This is a genomic window from Pseudomonas sp. UYEF17, from assembly GCF_040546125.1.
GTDB lineage: Bacteria > Pseudomonadota > Gammaproteobacteria > Pseudomonadales > Pseudomonadaceae > Aquipseudomonas > Aquipseudomonas putida_Z.
On sequence record NZ_JBEPNE010000010.1, the window covers coordinates 69,875 to 88,890 of the forward strand.

A 19,016-nucleotide genomic window follows, 5' to 3' on the forward strand; every position below is an offset into this window, starting at 1 on the left:
TCTTGCAGGCGCCGGAAATATATCGACAAACACCTGCATGCACCGAAAATCCACCGACGAACACCTGCCCGCCCTAACCCCTTCCCCGCCCTGCACCCCGAACCCAGCTTGGGTTACCATACCGCCCTTGCGCAACGCCCATCACCCAAGCCAAGCCCCCGCTTGCTCGACTCGACACCAACAGGTCATCCATGCGTCTGTTTCATACCTCCGACTGGCACCTGGGCCAAAGCCTGCACGGCCAGGAACGCGACTTCGAACACGCCTGCTTCCTCGACTGGCTGCTCGGCCAGCTGCGCCTGCGCCAGCCGGATGCGCTGCTGATCGCCGGCGATATCTTCGACACGGTCAACCCGCCGGTCAAAGCCCAGGAACGTCTCTACGACTTCATCGTCCAGGCCCACGAACAACAGCCGAAGCTGGACATCGTGATGATCGCCGGCAACCACGACTCCGGCTCGCGCATCGAGCTGCCCGCGGCACTGATGCGCCGCCTGCGCACCCATGCCCTGGGCCGTGTGCACTGGCTGGACGAGGGCCAGCTGGACGCCGAGCGCCTGCTGATTCCGCTGACCAACGGCCGTGGCAAAGTCGCCGCCTGGTGTCTGGCCTTGCCCTTCCTGCGCCCGGCCGAGGTGACCGGCCCGCAGTTGGGCGACGACTACCTGCAAGGCATCACCCAGGTGCACCAGCAGCTGATCGCCGCCGCGCAAAAGAAGCGCAAGAAGGACCAGGCGCTGATTGCCATCAGCCACGCGCACATGGCCGGTGGCGCGGTGTCGGAGGACTCCGAGCGCAGCCTGATCATTGGCAACGCCGAGGCGCTGCCGGCCAAGCTGTTCGACAAGGCCATCAGCTACGTCGCCCTCGGCCACCTGCACAAGCCGCAGAAGGTCAACCGCGAAGAACGCATCCGCTACAGCGGCTCGCCGATCCCGCTGTCGTTCGCCGAAATCAACTACCCGCACCAGGTGCTGGAAGTGGAGCTGGACGGCACCGGCCTGGTCAGCGTCGAACCGCGCCCGGTACCGCGCGCCGTGGCCCTGCAACGGGTCGGCCCGGCACCACTGGGCGAACTGCTGGAGCAGTTGGCCGAGCTGCCAGTGATCGACCTGCTCGAAGATCCCAACCGCCAGCCCTGGCTGGAGGTGCGGGTGATACTGGACGAGCCGCAACCCGACCTGCGCCAGCAGATCGAAACCGCACTGGAAGGCAAGGCCGTGCGCTTGATCCGCATCAGCGCCGAATACGCCGGCCGCAACAATGCCGAAGACGATGACCTGGCCTTTGTCGAACTGGCCCAGATGACCCCGCAGGACCTGTTCAGCCGCGCCTGGGAGCAGGCCTATGGCAACCCCGCCGACGAACAGGCGCTGGCCGACTTCGCCCTGCTGTTGCAGGACGTGCAGCAGGAAGAGGAACAGCCATGAAGATTCTTGCCATCCGCCTGAAGAACCTGGCATCCCTGGCCGGCCCAGTCGATATCGATTTCACTGCCGAACCGCTGGCCAGCGCCGGCCTGTTCGCCATCACCGGGCCTACCGGGGCGGGTAAAAGTACCCTGCTCGACGCCCTGTGCCTGGCGTTGTTCGGCACCGTGCCACGGTTGAACGACATTGGCCGCGAGGCCAAGGTACCGGATGCAGACGGCGAGATCCCTACCTCCGACCCGCGCAACCTGCTGCGCCGCGGCACCGGCAGCGGCTTTGCCGAAGTCGATTTCGTCGGCATCGATGGCCGCCGCTACCGCGCCCGCTGGGAAGCCAACCGCGCCCGCGACAAGGCCAACGGCAAGCTGCAGCACAGCCGCCAGAGCTTCTATGACCTGGACAGCGAGCAGGTACTGGGCAGCGGCAAGAACGAATACAAGCAACTGGTCGAAGCCCGCCTGGGCCTGAACTTCGAACAGTTCACCCGCGCGGTGATGCTGGCCCAGAGCGAATTCGGCGCCTTCCTCAAGGCCGACGACAAAGAACGCAGCGAGCTGCTGGAAAAGCTCACCAACACCGCCATCTACACCCGCCTGGGCCAGCGGGCCTTCAGCAAGGCACGCGAAGCCGGCGAGGCCCACAATGCCCTGAAGGACCGTGCCAGCCACCTGCTGCCGATGGCCGCCGAAGCCCGCGCCGAGCTCGACCAGCGCCTGGAACAGGCGCAGCAGCAGTTCAAGGCCGACCAGGCCGGCGAGCGCCAGCTGGAGCAGCAACGCAACTGGCTGAACGAGCAGCGCCAGCTGCAGGCCCAGCACGCCGAAGCCGGCACCGCGCTGCAGGCCGCCGAACAGGGCTGGCAACAACTGGCTGAGCAGCGCCTGGACCTCGTGCGCCTGGAGCGCCTGGCCCCGCAACGTCACCAGTTCCACCGCCAGCAGACACTGACCGCGCAACTGGCACCGCTGGCAGCGAAGATCGCCGAGCAACAGCAGCAGCAAGCCGAGCTGCAAGTGCGCACCAGCGAGCTCGAACAGGCGCTGGACGCCGCGCGTCAGGCGCTTGCCGATAGCCAGGCCCAACACAGCGAGAACGCCCCTCGCCTGCGCCAGGCCTTCGCCGCCCAGGACAACCTGGCCCGTCTGGAGCAGGAGCTGGCAGCACAGCGCAGCGCCGGCCAGCAGGCCGAGCAGCAGGTCGCCGAAGGCCAGCAGCACCTGCAGCAGCTGGAAGACAACCAGCAGCGCAGCCTGCAGCAACTGGCGCAGATCGATACCGCGCTCGCCGACAGCCAGCACCTGGCGGGCCTGGCCAATGCCTGGCACGCCTACCTGCCGCAACTGAAGCAAGTGATGCTGATCGGTGGCCGCCTGGCCAAGGGCCGTGAAGAGCTGCCCGGCCTGCAGGCCCAGGCCAGCCAGGCCAATGCGCACTTGCAGGCCGAGCGCGATGCCTTCGAGCTGCTGTTCCGCGAAGCCAAGGCCGAACCCCAGGCCCTGGCAGAACAGATCGACCTGCTGGGCGGCATGCTGCAGGACAACCGCAAGCAGCAGCGCGCCGTGGAAGAGCTGTCACGCCTGCATGGCCGTGAACTGGAACTGCGCCAGCAGCTGGAGGCCGTGCGCGTGCGTCAGCAGCAGGCCATGCAGCAGCGCCAGCAACTGATTACCGAAGGCACCGCCGCCAAGGCCGAGCTGGAAGCCGCCGAGCAAGCGCTCAACCTCACCCGCCAGTTGCTGGAACGCCAGCGCCTGGCACGCAATACCAGCGTCGAAGAGTTGCGCGGCCAGTTGCGCGACGGCGAACCCTGCCCGGTGTGCGGCAGCGCCGAGCACCCGTTCCACCAGCCTGAAGCGCTGCTGCAAAGCCTGGGTCGCCATGACCAGGCCGAAGAAGATGCCGCGCAGAAGCAGGTCGAAACCCTCAACAGCAAGCTGGTGGAGCTGCGCACCCAGCTGGGCGTGGTCAACGCCCAGCTCAAGGACTTCCAGCAGCAACAGCAGCAACTGGGCGAACAGCTGCAACCGCTGGTGGCCCAGGTGCAGGCGCACAGCCTGTGGCCGGCCCTGGCCCCGCAGGACGACAAGGCCCGCAGTGCCTGGCTCGACAGCCAGCTGCGGCGCCTGGACGAAGAAATCGGCCAGGACGAGAAACGCCAGAGCGCCCTGCTCGCCCTGCAAAAAGATGCAGCCCGTCTCAACCAGCAACTGCAGGCCGCCCAGCAGGCGCAACAGCAAGCCCAACGCCACCTGGAGCAACAGCACCAGGCCCTGGCCAGCGACGAGCAGCAGTTGCAGCAAGGCCTCGAGGACCTTGCCGGCGTATTGCCCGAAGAGGCCCTCAAGGCCTTGAACGACGACCCGGCCAATGCCTTCCTCGCCCTGGATCAGCAGATCGCCCAACGCCTGCAGCAACTGGAGCAGCGCAAGGACGAACAGGAAGAACAGCAAGCCCGCCAGGCCCAGCTGGACAAGCTGCGCGACCAGCAGCAGGCACGCGTGCAGACCCAGCAGCAGCTGCAGCAGAAACTTGCCGCCCTCGACGAGCAGCGCCAACAGGCCCAGGCTTCGCTTGGCGAACTGCTTGGCGAGCACGCAAGCGCCGAAGCCTGGCAACAGCACATGGACGCCACGCTGGAGCAGGCCCGCGCCCTGGACGCCGACACTGCCCAGCGCCTGCAGGAGCTGCGTACCCAAGGCGTGCAACTGGCCAGCGAACTCAAGGCCAACACCCAGCAGCAGCAGGCGCTGGACGCCGAGTGCCAGCAGTTGCAGGGCCAGATCGCCCAGTGGCGCGCAGAACACCCGGAACTGGACGACGCCGGCCTGGATCGCCTGCTGGGCATGGAGGACGTACAAGTCAATGAGCTGCGCCAGCGCCTGCAAGGCGCCGAAAAGGCCATCGAACAGGGCCGCGTGCTGCTGCAGGAACGTGAACAACGCCTGCAGCAACATGCCGCGCAAATGACTGTGGACACCTCGGCCGACGCCTTGGAACAGGCCCTGACCGAACTGCGTGAACGCCTGGCCGGCCATGAGCAGCAATGCGCCGAACTGCGTGCACAGCAGGCCGATGACCAGCGTCGCCAACAGGCGCACCAGGCGCTGGCGGCGGAAATCGAACAGGCCCACCAGCAGTGGCAACGCTGGGCTCGCCTGAACGCCCTGATCGGTTCGGCCTCGGGCGATGTGTTCCGCAAGATCGCCCAGGGCTACAACCTCGACCTGCTCCTGCACCACGCCAACGCCCAGCTGCGCCAGCTGGCCCGCCGCTACCGCCTCAAGCGCGGCGGCAGCGCCCTCGGCCTGCTGGTGCTGGACACCGAGATGGGTGACGAACTGCGTTCGGTGCACTCGCTGTCTGGCGGAGAAACCTTCCTGGTGTCGCTGGCCCTGGCCCTGGGCCTGGCCTCGATGGCCTCCAGCACGCTGCGCATCGAATCGCTGTTCATCGACGAAGGCTTCGGCAGCCTCGACCCCGAGTCGCTGCAACTGGCAATGGATGCACTCGACGGTTTGCAGGCCCAGGGCCGCAAGGTGGCGGTGATTTCCCACGTGCAGGAAATGCACGAACGCATCCCGGTGCAGATCCAGGTGCGCCGCCAAGGCAATGGCCTGAGTGACGTGGAGGTGTGCGGGTGATTCTCTACTCGTTCCGCCGCTGCCCCTGGGCCATGCGCGCGCGCCTGGCCCTGCGCTATGCGCGGTGCGAGGTGGAGATTCGCGAGGTAGCGATGAAGAACAAGCCGGCAGAACTGCTGGCCTTGTCACCCAAGGGCACGGTGCCGGTACTGGATACCGGTGCCGGGGTGCTCGAAGAAAGCCTGGACATCATGCGCTGGGCGCTGGAGCAAAACGACCCACAGGACTGGCGGCTGCAGGCCGACCCAGTGGCGGCGCAGCAGGCTGAAACACTGATTGCGCGCAACGACAGCACGTTCAAGGCGCAGGTGAACCTGTACAAGTATGCCGAGCGCTACCCCGAGCATACCCGCGAGCATTACCGCCAGCAGGCCGAGGCCTGGCTGGCGGAGCTCGAAGGCCTGCTGGCAGGCAGGCCCTACTTGCTGGCCACGCACCCGAGCATTGCCGATGCCGCGTTGCTGCCCCTGATGCGCCAGTTTGCCGGGGTCGAACCGCAGTGGTTCGCCGAGGCGGCTTATCCGCGGGTGCGGAGCTGGCTGGAGGGGTGGTTGGCTTCGGAGCTGTTCAAGGCCGTAATGGCCAAATGAACCCTGTTTCCTGTACTGGCCCTATCGCCGGCAAGCCAGCTCCCACAGGTACGGCGCTGGACCTGAGGCCTGCTCAACCCCTGTGGGAGCTGGCTTGCCGGCGATAGGGCCAGTACAGGATTCAGTGGTTGTGCTTGCCACTCAATGCCGCATGGAAGTTGGCACTCTGGCGCAGGTACTGTTCGGTGTAGCTATGGGTGGCGGACGCCTTGCCGCTGCTGTCGGCATGGGCATGCGTCGGCAATACGACCGAAGCGGAAATGGCGGATGCGGCAATGACCGGGAAGAGATTGAAGTTCATCTGGGCTGACCTCGACGGCGGTGGTTTGACGTTGGCCCGTTTGGGCCTTGGGTCAAACTTACGCCGCCGAAGCCGCAGGCAAAAATTCATTGCGGCAGTATCGATTATCACGCCGATCGATATCACTCGATGAATTTCAGGTCCGACGGCGCATCCTGCTTCAGCGTCTGCACCGTCTCCAACAGCTTGCCGCTGCGCGGATCGCGGCGGATCACCACGATCTGGTTGCTCTTCTGGTTGGCCACCAGCAGGAAGTTGTCACTCGGATCGAGGGCGAACTCGCGGGGATGATCCCCCTCCACCGAACGGCGCTGCAGGAATGTCAGCAGGCCATCCTGCTTGCCCACGCTGAACACCACGATCTCGTTGGCCGTGCCTCGGTTGCTCACATACAGGAAGCGCCCATCTGCCGACAGGTGCAAGCCACCTGCCGCTTTCGCCGCAGCTTCCTTGCTCTCGGTCAGGGGCAGGCGCTGGCGTTCGACCAGGTTGCCCTCCTGCACATCGAACATCACCACCTCGGCACTCATTTCCAGGGTCAGGTAGGCGTGCCGGCCCTTGGCGTCGAACAACAGGTGGCGCGGCCCGCTGCCCGGCGGCAGGTCCACCGACGCGGGGATCGCCGGCGTCAACGGGTGGTCTGCGCTGGCACCGTCGTAGCGGTAGATGAACACCTTGTCGGCACCCAGGTCGCTGGCATACAGGTGGCGGCCGTCGGGTGACAGCACCAGCGAATGCACATGGGCGCCAGCCTGGCGCTCGGGGTTGACCCCGCTCGCCTTGTGCCGGGCCTGTTGCACCACCGGCTTGAGCTTGCCGTCCTTGGCCACCGGGATTACCACCAGGCTGCCGCCAGGGTCGGGCTTGACTGCGTAGTTGGCCACGAACAGATAACGCTGGTCCTGGCTGAGGCTGGCGTGAGTCGGCTCGTCACCTTGGCTGGCCACCTGGTTGATGGGCTTGATCTCGCCTTTTGCACTGACGCTGAAACTGCTGGCATGGCCGTTCGGGGTTTCATTGACCGCGAACAGCTGGCGTTGATCGGCCGACAATACCAGCCACGAAGGGCTGACACTCTTCACCACCTGCTGCGGCGCAGGGTCGATATGACCGGTCTTTTCGTCAAACTGATAGCGGTAGATGCCCTGGCTGGCGCCATCGGTGTAGCTGCCCACCAGCAAGGTGGCGGCGTGGGCGTGGAGGGTCATGCTCATCAGGCTAGCGGTCAGCAGGCTCGTCCAGATCCGATTCATCTTCGTCATCATCCGGGGCACGAAAGGCACTCATACAGACTAGTCGATGCTCGCCGTTGGCATCGTCGAGTTGCCACTCGTCACCCACGGCGATGGCGGCAGTGATCTGCTCGGGGGTGAAGGACCAGCGGCGGAGCTGGCGGCCGTCCATGCATTCGATGGTGAGGCCGGATTCATCGGAGGTGAAGTCGAAGGCGTGCAGGCCGTCGATCAGGAGCATGTCGCAGGACTGCAGGGCGGTGGCGAGGGGGGACATGGGGGTACCAATCTGAAATGAGTTGGCATTATAGCCCTGGGGCTGCTTTGCAGCCCATTCGCAGCACAAGGCTGCTCCTACAGGGGGACCGCGAACCTTCTGTAGGAGCAGCCTTGTGCTGCGAATGGGCCGCAAAGCGGCCCCCAGCAATTCAATGAGCGAAAATGGAGCCCCCCTCCTTACCCACCATCTTCTCCGGCTTGATCAGGAACCTTGCCAGCGCCGGCAACAGCCACAGCGCACCGAACATGTTCCACAGCAGCATGAAGGTCAGCATCAGCCCCATGTCCGCCTGGAACTTGATCGCCGAGAAAATCCAGGTGCACACGCCGATGGCCAGGCACAACCCGGTGAACAGCACCGCCTTGCCAGTCGAGCGCAGGGTCTCGTAATAAGCCTCCTGCAACGGCAACCCGGCACGCAGGAAGCTTTCCAGCCGGCTGTAGATGTAGATGCCATAGTCCACGCCAATGCCCACACCCAGCGCCACCACCGGCAAGGTCGCCACCTTGACCCCGATGCCCATGTAGGCCATCAGCGCGTTGCCCAGCACCGAGGTCAGCACCAGCGGCAGGACGATGCACAGGGTGGCGGCGAACGAGCGGAAGGTAATCAGGCACATCACCGCCACACAGATGTACACCAGGATCAGGATGGTCAGCTCGGCCGACTTGATCACCTCGTTGGTCGCCGCCTCGATCCCGGCATTGCCCGCCGCCAGCAGGAACTGCAGGCCTTCCTTGTTGTGGCTGTCGGCAAACGCCTTGGCAACGGCAGTGACCCGCTCCAGGGTTTCGGCCTTGTGGTCGTTGAGGAACACCAGCACCGGCGCCAGCGAGCAGTCGCCGTTGTACAGGCCATCGGCGCGGGCGATGGAGTTGTTGAGGATGTCCGGGTTGCGCGACAGGGTTTCCCATTTCAGGCTGCCCTCGTTCATGCCCTTGATCACCTGCTTGGAGACGGTCACGAGGGAAATTGCCGACTGCACGCCCGGGGTGTTCTGCATGGTCCACATCAGCTCGTCGATCGGCGCCATGGTCGAGTGGATCGAGCAGCTTTCCGGCGGGGTCTTGACCATGATCACCAGCACGTCGGAACTGGTCGAGTAGTTGCTGATGATGAAGTTGTTGTCCTGGTTGTAGCGCGAGTCGGGGCGCAGTTCCGGCGCGCCCTGGTCGAGGTCGCCGATCTTCAGGTTCTGGCTGTACCACAGGCCACCGGCGAAGGCGACCAGCGCCAGGGCCACCGACACCGGCGCCACCTTGGCACTGGCGAAGTTCGACAGCAGGCGCCAGAACGGGTGCTCGCGGGTGGCGTCCTGCTTGCTGCGCTCGACGGCCTTCTTGCTGATGCCGACATAGGAGATGGCTACCGGTAGCAGGATGAGGTTGGTGAACACGATCACCGCCACACCGATGGAAGCACCGATGGCCAGTTCACGAATCACCCCGATGTCGATGATCAGCAGGGTGATGAAGCCCACGGCGTCGGCGAGGATGGCGATCATCCCCGGCAGGAACAGCTGGCGGAACGTGCGCCGGGCAGCGGTCAGGGCGTTGTCGGCGTCACTCGACTGCAGGGCGATACCGTTGATCTTCTGCACCCCGTGGGAAATGCCGATGGCGAAGATCAGGAACGGCACCAGCATCGAGTACGGGTCCAGGCCAAAGCCCACCGCATGCATCAGGCCCAGCTGCCAGACCACCGCCACCAGGGTGGTGATGAGCACGGCGATGGTGCTGCGGATGCACCAGGTGAACCAGTACAGCAGCACCCAGGTGATGGCCAGGGCGACGCCAAAGAACATCGCCACCATCACCAGGCCGTCGATCAGGTCGCCGACCTTCTTGGCGAAGCCGACGATGTGCACCTTCACGTTGGGGTTCTGCGCCTGGAACTTGTCACGGATCTTTTCTTCCAGCTGGTGCGAGAACTGCTGGTAGTCCAGCTTCACCTGCTTGCCCGGGTCCTGCGGGTCTGGGTAGCTCTCCAGCAGCGGCACGTCGACGATGCTGGACTTGAAGTTGTTGCCCACCAGGCGCCCCACCTGGCCCGACTTGAGCACGTTGTCGCGCAGGGTGTCGAGGCTGTCCTGCGAGCCGTTGTAGGTGTTGGGGATCACCTCGCCACCGGAGAAGCCTTCCTCGGTGACCTCGCTCCAGCGCACGCTGGGGCTCCACAGCGACTTCAGCCCGGCACGGTCGACGCCAGGGATGTAGAACACTTCGTCATGGATCTGCCGCAGGGTCTCCATGTAGTCCTTGTCGAAGATGTCGCCATTCACGGCCTCCACCGAAATGCGCACGGTGTTGCCGAGGTTGGCCAGGTCGTTGCGGTGCTCCATCATCTGCTCGATGAACGGGTGCTGCAGCGGGATCATCTTCTCGAAGCTGGTGGACGGGCGAATCTGCGTGGCCTGCCAGAACAGGAAGATGCTGACCAGTACGCACAGGGCGATGACCACGGGGCGATTGTTGAAGATCAGGCGTTCGAGCAGCGTGGCCTTGTCCTGGTGATGCGGGTGCATGGTGATGCTCTCCCTGCTGGTCATGGACGCACCTCCTGGTCAGCACCCTGTGGGTCAGCCAGGTGCACGCCACCCTGCCCTACCAGCAGCAGGCCGCCATCGGCCAGGCCGCTGACGCCGGCCAGGGCAATGCGGTCGGCACGGTTGTAGACACTGAAGGTCTGGCCATCATCGGTACTGCGCAGCACGCTGCCACCATTGCCGACCAGCACCAGGCTACCGTCCTCGACAAGCGTAGCGCCTGCCAGGCCGAATTCGAGGTTGCCACGTGCGGCCTTGAGCTCGATCGGCTGCCAGCTGTCACCGAAATCGGCGGAACGGAACAGGTTGCCGCGCAGGCCGTAGGCCAGCAGGGTGTTCGGCTGGGCAGTGCCGATCACGCCGAACAGCGAGCCCTCGTAAGGGCCCTCGACCTTGGCCCAGGTCTGGCCGTTGTCGGCGGAGCGGAACATGCCACCCTGCTCGCCGACGATGAACAGGCCCGCGTCACGCACCTGGGCGATACCGTTCAGGTGCAGCTGGTCGGGGTTGTCCAGGCGCTCGGCGACGTCCTGCCAGTGCTGGCCGCCGTCGGTGGTTTCCAGCAAGGCGCCATAGGCACCTACGGCAAAACCGTGCCGGGCGTCGAGGAAGGCGACATCGAGCAAGGGTGCTTCGCGGGACAGGTCTTCGAACTGCTTGCTCCAGGTGGCACCACCATCGCTGCTGGCGAGCACCAGCGCATCGTGGCCGACGGCCCAGCCGCGCTTGTCGTCGAGGAAGAACACCGCGGTCAGCAGTTGCCGGGTGGGCACCCGCGCCTGGGTCCAGGTGCTGCCCTGGTCGTCGGAGAACAGGATATGACCGCGATCGCCCACCACCACCAGGCGCTTGCCGGCATGGGTGGCGTCGATCAGCAGGCTTTGGCTGGCCTTGGCCGATTCGGTGGAATACTCGTCGGCGGCAGCGGCTTGCACGCTGTCAGCCCACACGCCAAGCCCCAGCGCCAGTACCGCGCCGGCTGCCAATGGCCAGGCAAAGCGCCTGTTCTGTTCCCTCATGACTGTCCCCCTGTTGTGTTCTTGTGTGGTGGGTCAATGCACTGCAGGTACTGCGAAAAGCCTGATCTAGAGGCCTGCAATAGCTTGAGGGGATCGTAGCGGGGATATTTGCGGGAACACAACGGGCGGGGTGTTATGTTTTGTTGTCGGCCTTGTAAAGCCGGGGCCGCTGTGCGGCCCTTCGCGACACAAGGCCGCTCCTACAGGGGGCCGCGCGGGTCTCTGTAGGAGCGGCCTTGTGTCGCGATGGGCTGCAAAGCAGCCCCACCGGCCCTCAAGCCAGGCTCTTGCTCACAACCTCATACACATCACTGGACAGCTCACCAGAAGCCAGAATCCGCTCCAGCTCGCCCTTCATCAGGGCCTGACGCGCATCGTCATACTTGCGCCAGCGGGTCAGCGGTGCCAGCTGCCGCGAGGCGATCTGCGGGTTCAGCGCATTCAGCTCGATCACCAGGTCCGCCAGGAAGCGATAGCCGGAGCCATCCGCCGCATGGAAGTTGACCAGGTTCTGCCCGGCAAAGGCGCCGACCAGCGCACGTACCTTGTTCGGGTTCTTCAGGGTGAACGCCGGGTGCTGCATCAGCGCCTTGACCCGCGCCAGCCCGCCCGGCAGCGTACTGGCCGCCTGCACGCTGAACCACTGGTCCATGACCAGCGGGTTGTCCTTGAAGTGCTCGGCAAAGGCTTCCAGCGCCTTGGCCCGCTCGGCCTCGAACGGCGAGTTGACCAGCACGGCCAGGGCGGTCAGGCGCTCGGTCATGTTGTCGCAGTGCTCGAACTGCTCCAGGGTCGCCTGCAGCACCTGCGGCTTGCCGCTCTGCATCAGGTACGACAGCGCGATGTTCTGCAGGCTGCGGCGGGCGAAGTGCTCGGCCGAGGCCACGTAGGCGGTGCTGCGCGACACTTCGCGGTTGGCCTGGTAGCGCGCCCACAGGGCGTCGAACAGCTGCTCGGCGATCTGCTGGCGGGCGAACTCGCGGGCGGCGTGGATGGCGTCCACGTCGGCCACCTGGCTGATTTCGGTGAGGTAGGCCTCACCCGGCAGCGAGAGCATTTCGGCAACCATGGCCGGGTCCAGCGACTCGTTGCCGAGCACGGTGCCCAGGGCGCTGATCAGGCGCTGGTCGAGCTTGAGTGCTTCGCCGCGCTGATGCTGGCCGATCAGCTCCTGCAGCACCTGCACCGACAACTGCTGCCCCGCCTCCCAGCGGTTGAAGCCGTCGCTGTCGTGCTGCATCAGGAACATCAGCTGGTCGCGGTCGTAGGGGAAGCTGAGCTTGACCGGTGCACTGAAGCCACGCAGCAGCGACGGCAGCGGCTTGGCCTGGATGCCCTGGAAGGTGAAGGTCTGCTCGGCCTCGGTCACCGACAGCACGCGGCTGGTGCCCTGCGCCGTCGCTTCGCCGGCCAGTTGCAGCGGCAGGTCGTTGCCTGCGGCATCCAGCAGGCCAAGCTCCACCGGGATCACGAACGGCAGTTTTTCGGCCTTGTCCGGGGTCTGCGGGCAGCTCTGGCGGAAGGTCAGGCTGTAGGTCTGCGCGGCCGCGTCATAGGCCTCGCTGACTTCCAGGCGCGGGGTGCCGGCCTGGTTGTACCAGCGCTTGAACTGGGTGAAGTCGACGCCGTTGGCGTCTTCCATGGCCTTGATGAAATCGTCGGTGGTCACCGCCTGGCCATCGTGGCGTTCGAAGTACAGGTCGCTGCCCTTGCGGAAGCCGTCGGCGCCCAGCAGGGTACGAACCATGCGCACCACTTCGGCGCCCTTCTCGTACACGGTCAGGGTGTAGAAGTTGGAGATCTCGATGAAGCTGTCCGGGCGCACCGGGTGAGCCATGGGGCCAGCGTCTTCGGCGAACTGGTGAGTACGCAGGTAGGCCACGTCTTCGATGCGTTTGACCGTGCGCGAGTTCATGTCGGCGCTGAACTCGGCATCGCGGAACACCGTGAAGCCTTCCTTCAACGACAGCTGGAACCAGTCACGGCAGGTGACGCGGTTGCCCGACCAGTTGTGGAAATACTCGTGGGCGACCACGCCTTCGACGCGCTGGTGTGCGGCATCGGTGGCCGTTTCGGCACGGGCCAGCACACAGCTGGAGTTGAAGATGTTCAGGCCCTTGTTTTCCATGGCGCCCATGTTGAAGTCGTTGACCGCGACGATCATGAAGATGTCCAGGTCGTACTCGCGGCCATAGACTTCTTCGTCCCAGCGCATGGACTTCTTCAGGCTGACCATGGCGTGGTCGCACTTGTCGATGTTCTCGGGCTCGACGTAGATGCGCAGGGTCACGTCACGGCCGGACTGGCGGGTGAAGCTGTCCTCGACGCACCACAGGTCACCGGCCACCAGGGCGAACAGGTAGGCCGGCTTCATGAACGGGTCTTCCCAGGTCGCCCAGTGGCGACCATCGTCTGCCGGCCCGCTGCCGATCGGGTTGCCGTTCGACAGCAATACCGGGTAGCGATGCTGCTCGGCGATGACCGTGGTGGTGAAGGTGCTCATCACGTCCGGGCGGTCGAGGTAGTAGGTGATCTTGCGGAAGCCTTCGGCCTCGCACTGGGTGCAGAACATCTTGCCCGACTTGTACAGGCCTTCCAGTGCGGTGTTGCTCTCGGGGTGGATCTTCACGCTGGTGTCGAGGGTGAAGCGCTCGGCCTTGGGCTGCACCGTCAGGCTATCGGTATCGAGCTGGTAGTCACCCGGCTGCAGCTCCTGGTCATCCAGCGAGGCGCGCAGCAGTTCCAGCTGCTGGCCATCGAGCTCCAGTGGCGGCAGGCCGGCACCGCGTGCCGGGTTGCGGCGCATGACCAGTTGCGCGTGAACCAGGGTGTGGTCCTCGAACAGCTCGAAGGTCAGGTGCGTCTCGTCGATCAGGTACTCGGGCGCCTGGTAATCCTCGAGGTAGATCACTTGCGGTTGTTCGGTACGCATGTGCAGGTCCTTTTTACTGGAGCACGGCCAACTGGTAGGCCGTGTACTTGCGAATATTGATCACACCGGTGTCGAAGATCAGGTACTGGCCCTTGATGCCCAGCAGCGTGCCTTCCACTACCGGGTCCTTGTCGAGGTTGAAGCTGACGATCTTCGATGGGTAGGCCTCGACCGGGTACTTCATCTGCACCACTTCGGCGTCAGCCAGCGGCTGGATCGCCTGCAGGCCGAAGCGCCCCTGCAGCTCGCGCAGGCCATCGGCACAGGCGTCGAACACCTGTTCACGAATGGCGACCAGGTCGAGCTCCTCGGCATCGCCCTTGAGCAGGGCGCGCCAGTTGGTGCGGTCCGGCACCTGGCTGCGCAGCAAGTCTTCGACCAGGCCGGACTGCTGGCGGGTGGCCACGCGCACGATCGGCAGGGCCTGGCTGGCGCCCTGGTCGAGCCAGCGGGTGGGCAGCTGGGTGGCGCGGGTGATTCCGACCTTGATCCCCGACGAGTTGGCCAGGTAGACCACATGGTCGGTCATGCAGAACTGTTCGCCCCACGACGGTTCGCGGCACGTGCCAGCGTCGTAGTGGCACTTTTCCGGGGCCATGATGCACACGTCGCACTGGGCCAGTTTGGTCATGCACGGGTAGCAGTAACCCTGGCTGAAGCTGGTCTTGGTGCGCTTGCCACAATGGCTGCAGTGAATGGCGCCGAGGTATTCAAGGCGCAGGCGCTGGCCGATCAGCGGGTTGACCGGCACCTGCGTGTCATCCAGACGGAAGCTGTACTGCACCACTGGCGCCTGCAGGCTTACCGCCATCTTGCTCAACGAGCCACGAGCGAGTTCGATCAATGTACCGAGTCCGACTTGAACAGAATGTTGGCGATCGGCGCGGACTTCGAGGCGCATTCCTGCGGGCCCATGTAGCCGGTACGCTGGTCTTCGGGCAGGTTTTTCATCTCCCAGGCGATTACCGCCTGCAGCGACAGCTCTTTCTGCTCGGCAGTGAGCTTGCGGCCATCCGACCATTTGCCGATTTCCACGGCCAGTTTCAGGCTCTCGTAGATTTCCGGGGTGATGTTTTCAATCATTTGCGCGAAAGTGGACATAGTGTCTCCTGATTCAAGCCGACAGTTTACGCCGGGCCAGCGCCCCACCCAAGAGCCCGGTCAGGCATCCGATGAGCAGCCCGCCGACGTGGGCGGCATTGGCGATCTGGCCAAGGCCCAGGGTGTCGATCACGCCGCTCAGGCACACCACCAGCCAGATGAGCATCATCACCAGCACGCCCTTGGGCAGGTTGAAGTAACGGTCGGGTGCCAGCCACTGGTACAGCCAGATGTGCCCGAGCAGGCCGTACAGCACGCCGGAAAGGCCGCCGAACAGGCTCGGCCCGCTGCTGTAGTGCTGGGCCAGGTTGGACACCAGGCTGAACAGCAGGGTCAGGCCCAGCAGCGCCCATGGGCCCTGGCGCAATTCGATGCGTTTGCCCAGTTCCCAGTACCACAAGCTGTTCATGGCCAGGTGCAGCACGCCGAAATGCAGCAGCATGGGCGATACCAGGCGCCACCACTGGCCTTCGTCCAGGCTTTGCGCCAGCGGGCTGAAGTACAGGTAGTCGCCCTGGACGCGGAAATCGAGGAAGGTGAACCAGCTGATGGTGGTGAAGTTGTCGCCCAGGCCGGTGAGGCCGGCGACGATGAAGCACAGCAGCAGGGTGATAGTGGTGACTTTGCAGGCTCTGGCCTGTTCTGCCAGGGAGGGTTGTGTGGGGCTATTCGCGGGTAAACCCGCTCCCACAGGGTCCTGTGCAAGTTCGAGGTCGGCGTTGCCGTCGGGGTAGCGCTGGTAGAGCTCGCGGACGTCTGCGGCCAGGGTGTCGGGGGCCCAGAGCACCTGGGCATCGCCCTCCTCGCTGACCCGGTGCGGCACCTGCAGGCGCTGCAGCAGGTGAACGAAGCCGCTGAGGTCGACCGACAGCGGCAGGCGCATCACTTCGATAATGTTCATTGGTTGGCCTGTGGGCGGTCGACATCGACCCAGACGAACTTGTGCGGGTCGATGCGGGTTTCATCATCCAGCCGGTAGGCGGCCAGCTTGCCGTAGAGCACGGCGCTGTAGTCCAGGCAGGCCAGGTTGGAGCGGATCGGCGCCGGGCGGCCGCTACGCCAGTAATGGCCGACGAACAGCATGGGCTCGTCTTCGGCATAGCGCAGCAAGGCGTTCTTCTGGCTGTGACTGAGCGGGGTGCTGGCCACTTCCGCGGGCAGGGCGTCTGGCTGGAACACGATGTCGCCGTAGGTTTGCGGGTCTTCTTCCCAGAACTTGGTACGGAAGAAGGCACGGGTCAGGCCGTCGCCACCGGTGAGGGTCAGGCCGTCCGGCAGGCGCATGTCGGTGCCGCGCAGCAGGCGGTTGCACACGGTGGCGGCAAAGCTGCCGCTCACCGCCGAGGCCTGGATGAAGTGCTCGTCGATACGCCCGTCGGGGTACTGCTGGCGCAGCGGCTCGATCAGCCGCGGGTCCCAGCAGGCATGCACCAGGCGGAAGCGCCCGGCGTCGACGAACAGCGGTAATTCGTAGAACCAGTTGACGAAGTCGTGCCAGTCAGCGGGGTGGTGGGCAAACTGGGTCAGGGTTTCGTCGATCAACCGGGCGTGGCGCGGCGTATGCTCGCGCACGAAGGCCTTGCCGCTGCCAGGCAGTGCCGGGGTAACCCAGCCCAGCGCGTTGTACTCGTGGTTGCCCATGATGCAGAACGCCTGGCCGGCCTCGACCATGTCGTGGACGATGTGCAGCGCCTCGCGAATGCGTGGCCCGCGGTCGACGATGTCGCCAAGGAACAGCGCCTGGCGCCGCGGGTGGCGCCATACACCTGCCACACGCTTGTAACCGAGGGCGTCGAGCAGGCGTTCAAGGGTCAGCGCACAACCGTGCACGTCACCGATGATGTCGAAACTACGCGCCGGATCGAGCATCAGTCGTCCCTGCTTCCCAAGCGGCTGCCCCAGCCTAGCTTGGTGCGGCAGACCTCGTAGTAATTGTGGTCCAGCGGGTGGATCAGGCGCAGCTTCTGCGGTTTCTTGCTCACCGTGATGGTGTCGCCAGGGGCGCAGGTGAAGTGGTTCTGGCCGTCACAGGATACCTGCGGGTAGATCTGCAGGTCCTTGGACACCACGATCTTCAGCTCGCTGTTGCCGTCGACCACGATCGGCCGGCCCGACAGAGTGTGCGGGTACATCGGCACGATGACGATGGCGTCGAGCTTGGGGTGCATGATCGGGCCGCCGGCCGACAGCGCGTAGGCGGTGGAGCCGGTGGGGGTGGCGACGATCAGGCCGTCGGCCTTCTGGCTGCAGACGAACTGGCCATCGATGTAGATCTCGAACTCGATCATGCGCGTCGACTTGCCCGGGTGCAGCACCACGTCGTTCAGCGCATCACCCTGGCCGATGGCTTCGTTGTGGCGGCGTACCTCGGCCTGCAGCAGGAAGCGGTTTTCCACCAGGTAGTGGCCGTCGAGCACTTCGGCGACTTTCTCTTCCAGCTCGTCGGGGCGGATGTCGGTGAGGAAGCCCAGGTTGCCACGGTTGATGCCCAGCACCGGAATGTTGTGCCGGGCCAGGGCGCGGGCGGCGCCCAGCAGGCTGCCGTCGCCGCCGACCACGATGACCAGGTCACAGACCTCGCCCAGCAGCTTGCGGGTAGAGGTTTGCAGGCCATGGCCGGGCAGCACTTCGGCGATGGTGTCCTCGAGAATCACGTGCAGGTGGCGCTCGAGGAGGAATTTTTTCAGTCGGCGAATGGTGTCGAGCACCTGCGAGCTGCCAAGGCGGCCGATGATACCGATATTGCGAAATTGCTCCATGGGGCTCCTGCGAGGCTCTGCGGCGGGTGACTATGCCGCGATTATGGGCGAAACCACCGGGTAGCGGCAAACCGGCTATGCTCGCAGGATGATGCCATTCGCCCTGCTCCACGACCTGCCCCGGCAGCTACGCCGCCCCAACGTGCGCGACCTGGCCTGGGCCCTTCTGTCGCCCCCGTTGCTCAGCGCCCCGCCCTGCCCCCAGCGCCACCCGCTGGCGGGCAGCCTGTGGGCGGACCAGCCACAGCGCCTGGCAGACTGGCTGCGGGCGCTGGATGACGATGACCGCCCATTGCGCGACTGGCTGGCGCAGCTGGGCAGCCGGCGCCTGGGGCACTACTACGAACGGCTGTGGCAATTCGCCCTGGGCCAGGCCCCGGGCATCGAACTGCTGGCGGCCAACCTGGCGATTCGCGAAGGCGGGCGCACCCTGGGCGAGCTGGATGTGGTGCTGCGCGACCGCGATGGTGTGCACCACCTGGAACTGGCCATCAAGCTGTACCTGGGCCCGGAGCATCCCGGGCACGACCCCGCCGCCTGGCTGGGGCCGGGCTGCCATGACCGACTGGGAAGCAAACTGGCGCACCTGGCGCGACACCAGCTGCCCATGTCGGCGGGCGCGCACAGCCGCGAGGTGCTGGCCCAGCTGGGGGTGGAGCAGGTGCAGGCGCATGTGTGGCTGGGTGGCTATCTGTTCTACCCGTGGCCTGGGCATGCGCAGCCACCACAGGGCGCCAACCCGCAGCACTTGCGCGGGCGCTGGCTGCGGCGGCGGGACTGGGTCATGGGCGAAGGTGAGCGATGGCAGCCGCTGCAACGGCATGCCTGGCTGGCGCCGGCGCGGGTCGAGGCGCAGGAGTGCTGGGCGGTGGAGCAGTTTGCGGCGTGGCTGCACGTGCTGGAGCGGCAGGCTCCGGCGCAGTTGCTGGTGAGGTTGGAGCAAGAGGCTGACGGGGCGTGGCAGGAGGCCGAGCGGGTGTTTCTGGTGGCTGACAGTTGGCCATTTACACCCGAGGCATGATGCCAGCTGTACCGGCCCTTTCGCGGGCTTGCCCGCTCCCACAGGGACTGCACAGCATTCAGAACCTGTGCAGTACCTGTGGGAGCGGGCAAGCCCGCGAAGAGGCCGGTGCAGACAACACAATTTTCACAGACCTGGCGCAAAGATTTGTTCCCCCGTAGCCAT

15 protein-coding genes are annotated in these 19,016 nt (G+C 65.2%); 4 read left to right on the top strand and 11 right to left on the bottom strand.

Going from position 1 to position 19,016, the window contains the following annotated elements:
* Positions 1-191: 191 nt before the first annotated feature.
* From ABIB24_RS16400 to ABIB24_RS16410, 3 genes are read left to right on the top strand one after another with little or no spacing between them, the layout of a single operon-like run.
* A complete protein-coding gene (locus tag ABIB24_RS16400; RefSeq protein ID WP_025338266.1) occupies positions 192-1,430 on the top strand; it encodes an exonuclease SbcCD subunit D C-terminal domain-containing protein in 1,239 nt (412 codons plus the stop codon).
* Positions 1,427-5,071 carry an AAA family ATPase gene (locus ABIB24_RS16405; protein WP_354316869.1) on the top strand — a complete coding sequence of 1,215 codons (3,645 nt, stop codon included), beginning with the start codon at positions 1,427-1,429 and terminating at the stop codon, positions 5,069-5,071. Before ABIB24_RS16400 ends, ABIB24_RS16405 begins: the two co-directional genes overlap by 4 nt.
* Complete coding sequence (locus ABIB24_RS16410) at positions 5,068-5,661, top strand: glutathione S-transferase (RefSeq protein WP_274078928.1); 594 nt, start codon at positions 5,068-5,070, stop codon at positions 5,659-5,661. The genes ABIB24_RS16405 and ABIB24_RS16410 overlap by 4 nt, the downstream gene beginning before the upstream one ends.
* A 121-nt stretch (positions 5,662-5,782) precedes the next feature.
* On the opposite strand, the gene ABIB24_RS16415 is transcribed toward ABIB24_RS16410, so the two are convergent.
* From ABIB24_RS16415 to ABIB24_RS16465, 11 genes are all read right to left on the bottom strand, one after another.
* Positions 5,783-5,962 (bottom strand): hypothetical protein, encoded by a 180-nt coding sequence (locus ABIB24_RS16415; RefSeq protein WP_025338263.1) that lies wholly within the window; start codon positions 5,960-5,962, stop codon positions 5,783-5,785.
* Positions 5,963-6,084: 122 nt separating this feature from the next.
* Positions 6,085-7,215 carry a lactonase family protein gene (locus tag ABIB24_RS16420; protein WP_354316870.1) on the bottom strand — a complete coding sequence of 377 codons (1,131 nt, stop codon included), beginning with the start codon at positions 7,213-7,215 and terminating at the stop codon, positions 6,085-6,087.
* On the bottom strand, positions 7,181-7,471 hold the full coding sequence (locus ABIB24_RS16425) for a DUF5629 family protein (RefSeq protein ID WP_025338261.1): 291 nt from the start codon (positions 7,469-7,471) through the stop codon (positions 7,181-7,183). Before ABIB24_RS16425 ends, ABIB24_RS16420 begins: the two co-directional genes overlap by 35 nt.
* Positions 7,472-7,622: 151 nt before the next feature.
* Positions 7,623-9,998 carry an efflux RND transporter permease subunit gene (locus tag ABIB24_RS16430; RefSeq protein ID WP_024086538.1) on the bottom strand — a complete coding sequence of 792 codons (2,376 nt, stop codon included), beginning with the start codon at positions 9,996-9,998 and terminating at the stop codon, positions 7,623-7,625.
* A gap of 20 nt (positions 9,999-10,018) precedes the next feature.
* Positions 10,019-11,038, bottom strand: a complete 1,020-nt coding sequence (locus ABIB24_RS16435; protein WP_137163306.1) for a WD40/YVTN/BNR-like repeat-containing protein — start codon at positions 11,036-11,038, stop codon at positions 10,019-10,021.
* Positions 11,039-11,312: 274 nt separating this feature from the next.
* Positions 11,313-13,970 carry an aminopeptidase N gene (gene pepN, locus ABIB24_RS16440; RefSeq protein ID WP_137163305.1) on the bottom strand — a complete coding sequence of 886 codons (2,658 nt, stop codon included), beginning with the start codon at positions 13,968-13,970 and terminating at the stop codon, positions 11,313-11,315.
* Between the two features lie 13 nt (positions 13,971-13,983).
* The gene (locus tag ABIB24_RS16445) at positions 13,984-14,814 is read right to left on the bottom strand and encodes a DUF2797 domain-containing protein (RefSeq protein WP_075044170.1); all 831 of its coding nucleotides are present in this window, start codon (positions 14,812-14,814) and stop codon (positions 13,984-13,986) included.
* A complete protein-coding gene (locus ABIB24_RS16450; protein ID WP_003260154.1) occupies positions 14,811-15,071 on the bottom strand; it encodes a YeaC family protein in 261 nt (86 codons plus the stop codon). Before ABIB24_RS16450 ends, ABIB24_RS16445 begins: the two co-directional genes overlap by 4 nt.
* 13 nt (positions 15,072-15,084) lie before the next feature.
* Positions 15,085-15,972 carry a rhomboid family intramembrane serine protease gene (locus ABIB24_RS16455; RefSeq protein ID WP_137163304.1) on the bottom strand — a complete coding sequence of 296 codons (888 nt, stop codon included), beginning with the start codon at positions 15,970-15,972 and terminating at the stop codon, positions 15,085-15,087.
* On the bottom strand, positions 15,969-16,940 hold the full coding sequence (locus tag ABIB24_RS16460; RefSeq protein ID WP_274078926.1) for a metallophosphoesterase: 972 nt from the start codon (positions 16,938-16,940) through the stop codon (positions 15,969-15,971). Before ABIB24_RS16460 ends, ABIB24_RS16455 begins: the two co-directional genes overlap by 4 nt.
* Complete coding sequence (locus ABIB24_RS16465) at positions 16,940-17,830, bottom strand: NAD(+) kinase (RefSeq protein ID WP_025338255.1); 891 nt, start codon at positions 17,828-17,830, stop codon at positions 16,940-16,942. The genes ABIB24_RS16460 and ABIB24_RS16465 overlap by 1 nt, the downstream gene beginning before the upstream one ends.
* A gap of 88 nt (positions 17,831-17,918) precedes the next feature.
* Between ABIB24_RS16465 and ABIB24_RS16470 the strand changes: the two genes are divergently transcribed.
* The gene (locus tag ABIB24_RS16470) at positions 17,919-18,851 is read left to right on the top strand and encodes a DUF1853 family protein (protein WP_289515169.1); all 933 of its coding nucleotides are present in this window, start codon (positions 17,919-17,921) and stop codon (positions 18,849-18,851) included.
* Positions 18,852-19,016: the final 165 nt, after the last annotated feature.

Excerpts from the sequence above, each read along its gene's own strand:
- ABIB24_RS16400 (WP_025338266.1), top strand. The coding sequence starts at position 192 with ATGCGTCTGTTTCATACCTCCGACTGGCACCTGGGCCAAAGCCTGCAC.
- ABIB24_RS16405 (WP_354316869.1), top strand. The coding sequence starts at position 1,427 with ATGAAGATTCTTGCCATCCGCCTGAAGAACCTGGCATCCCTGGCCGGC.
- ABIB24_RS16415 (WP_025338263.1), bottom strand. The coding sequence starts at position 5,962 with ATGAACTTCAATCTCTTCCCGGTCATTGCCGCATCCGCCATTTCCGCT.
- ABIB24_RS16420 (WP_354316870.1), bottom strand. The coding sequence starts at position 7,215 with ATGAATCGGATCTGGACGAGCCTGCTGACCGCTAGCCTGATGAGCATG.
- ABIB24_RS16425 (WP_025338261.1), bottom strand. The coding sequence starts at position 7,471 with ATGTCCCCCCTCGCCACCGCCCTGCAGTCCTGCGACATGCTCCTGATC.
- ABIB24_RS16430 (WP_024086538.1), bottom strand. The coding sequence starts at position 9,998 with ATGCACCCGCATCACCAGGACAAGGCCACGCTGCTCGAACGCCTGATC.
- ABIB24_RS16435 (WP_137163306.1), bottom strand. The coding sequence starts at position 11,038 with ATGAGGGAACAGAACAGGCGCTTTGCCTGGCCATTGGCAGCCGGCGCG.
- pepN (WP_137163305.1), bottom strand. The coding sequence starts at position 13,970 with ATGCGTACCGAACAACCGCAAGTGATCTACCTCGAGGATTACCAGGCG.
- ABIB24_RS16450 (WP_003260154.1), bottom strand. The coding sequence starts at position 15,071 with ATGTCCACTTTCGCGCAAATGATTGAAAACATCACCCCGGAAATCTAC.
- ABIB24_RS16455 (WP_137163304.1), bottom strand. The coding sequence starts at position 15,972 with ATGAACATTATCGAAGTGATGCGCCTGCCGCTGTCGGTCGACCTCAGC.
- ABIB24_RS16460 (WP_274078926.1), bottom strand. The coding sequence starts at position 16,940 with ATGCTCGATCCGGCGCGTAGTTTCGACATCATCGGTGACGTGCACGGT.
- ABIB24_RS16465 (WP_025338255.1), bottom strand. The coding sequence starts at position 17,830 with ATGGAGCAATTTCGCAATATCGGTATCATCGGCCGCCTTGGCAGCTCG.
- ABIB24_RS16470 (WP_289515169.1), top strand. The coding sequence starts at position 17,919 with ATGATGCCATTCGCCCTGCTCCACGACCTGCCCCGGCAGCTACGCCGC.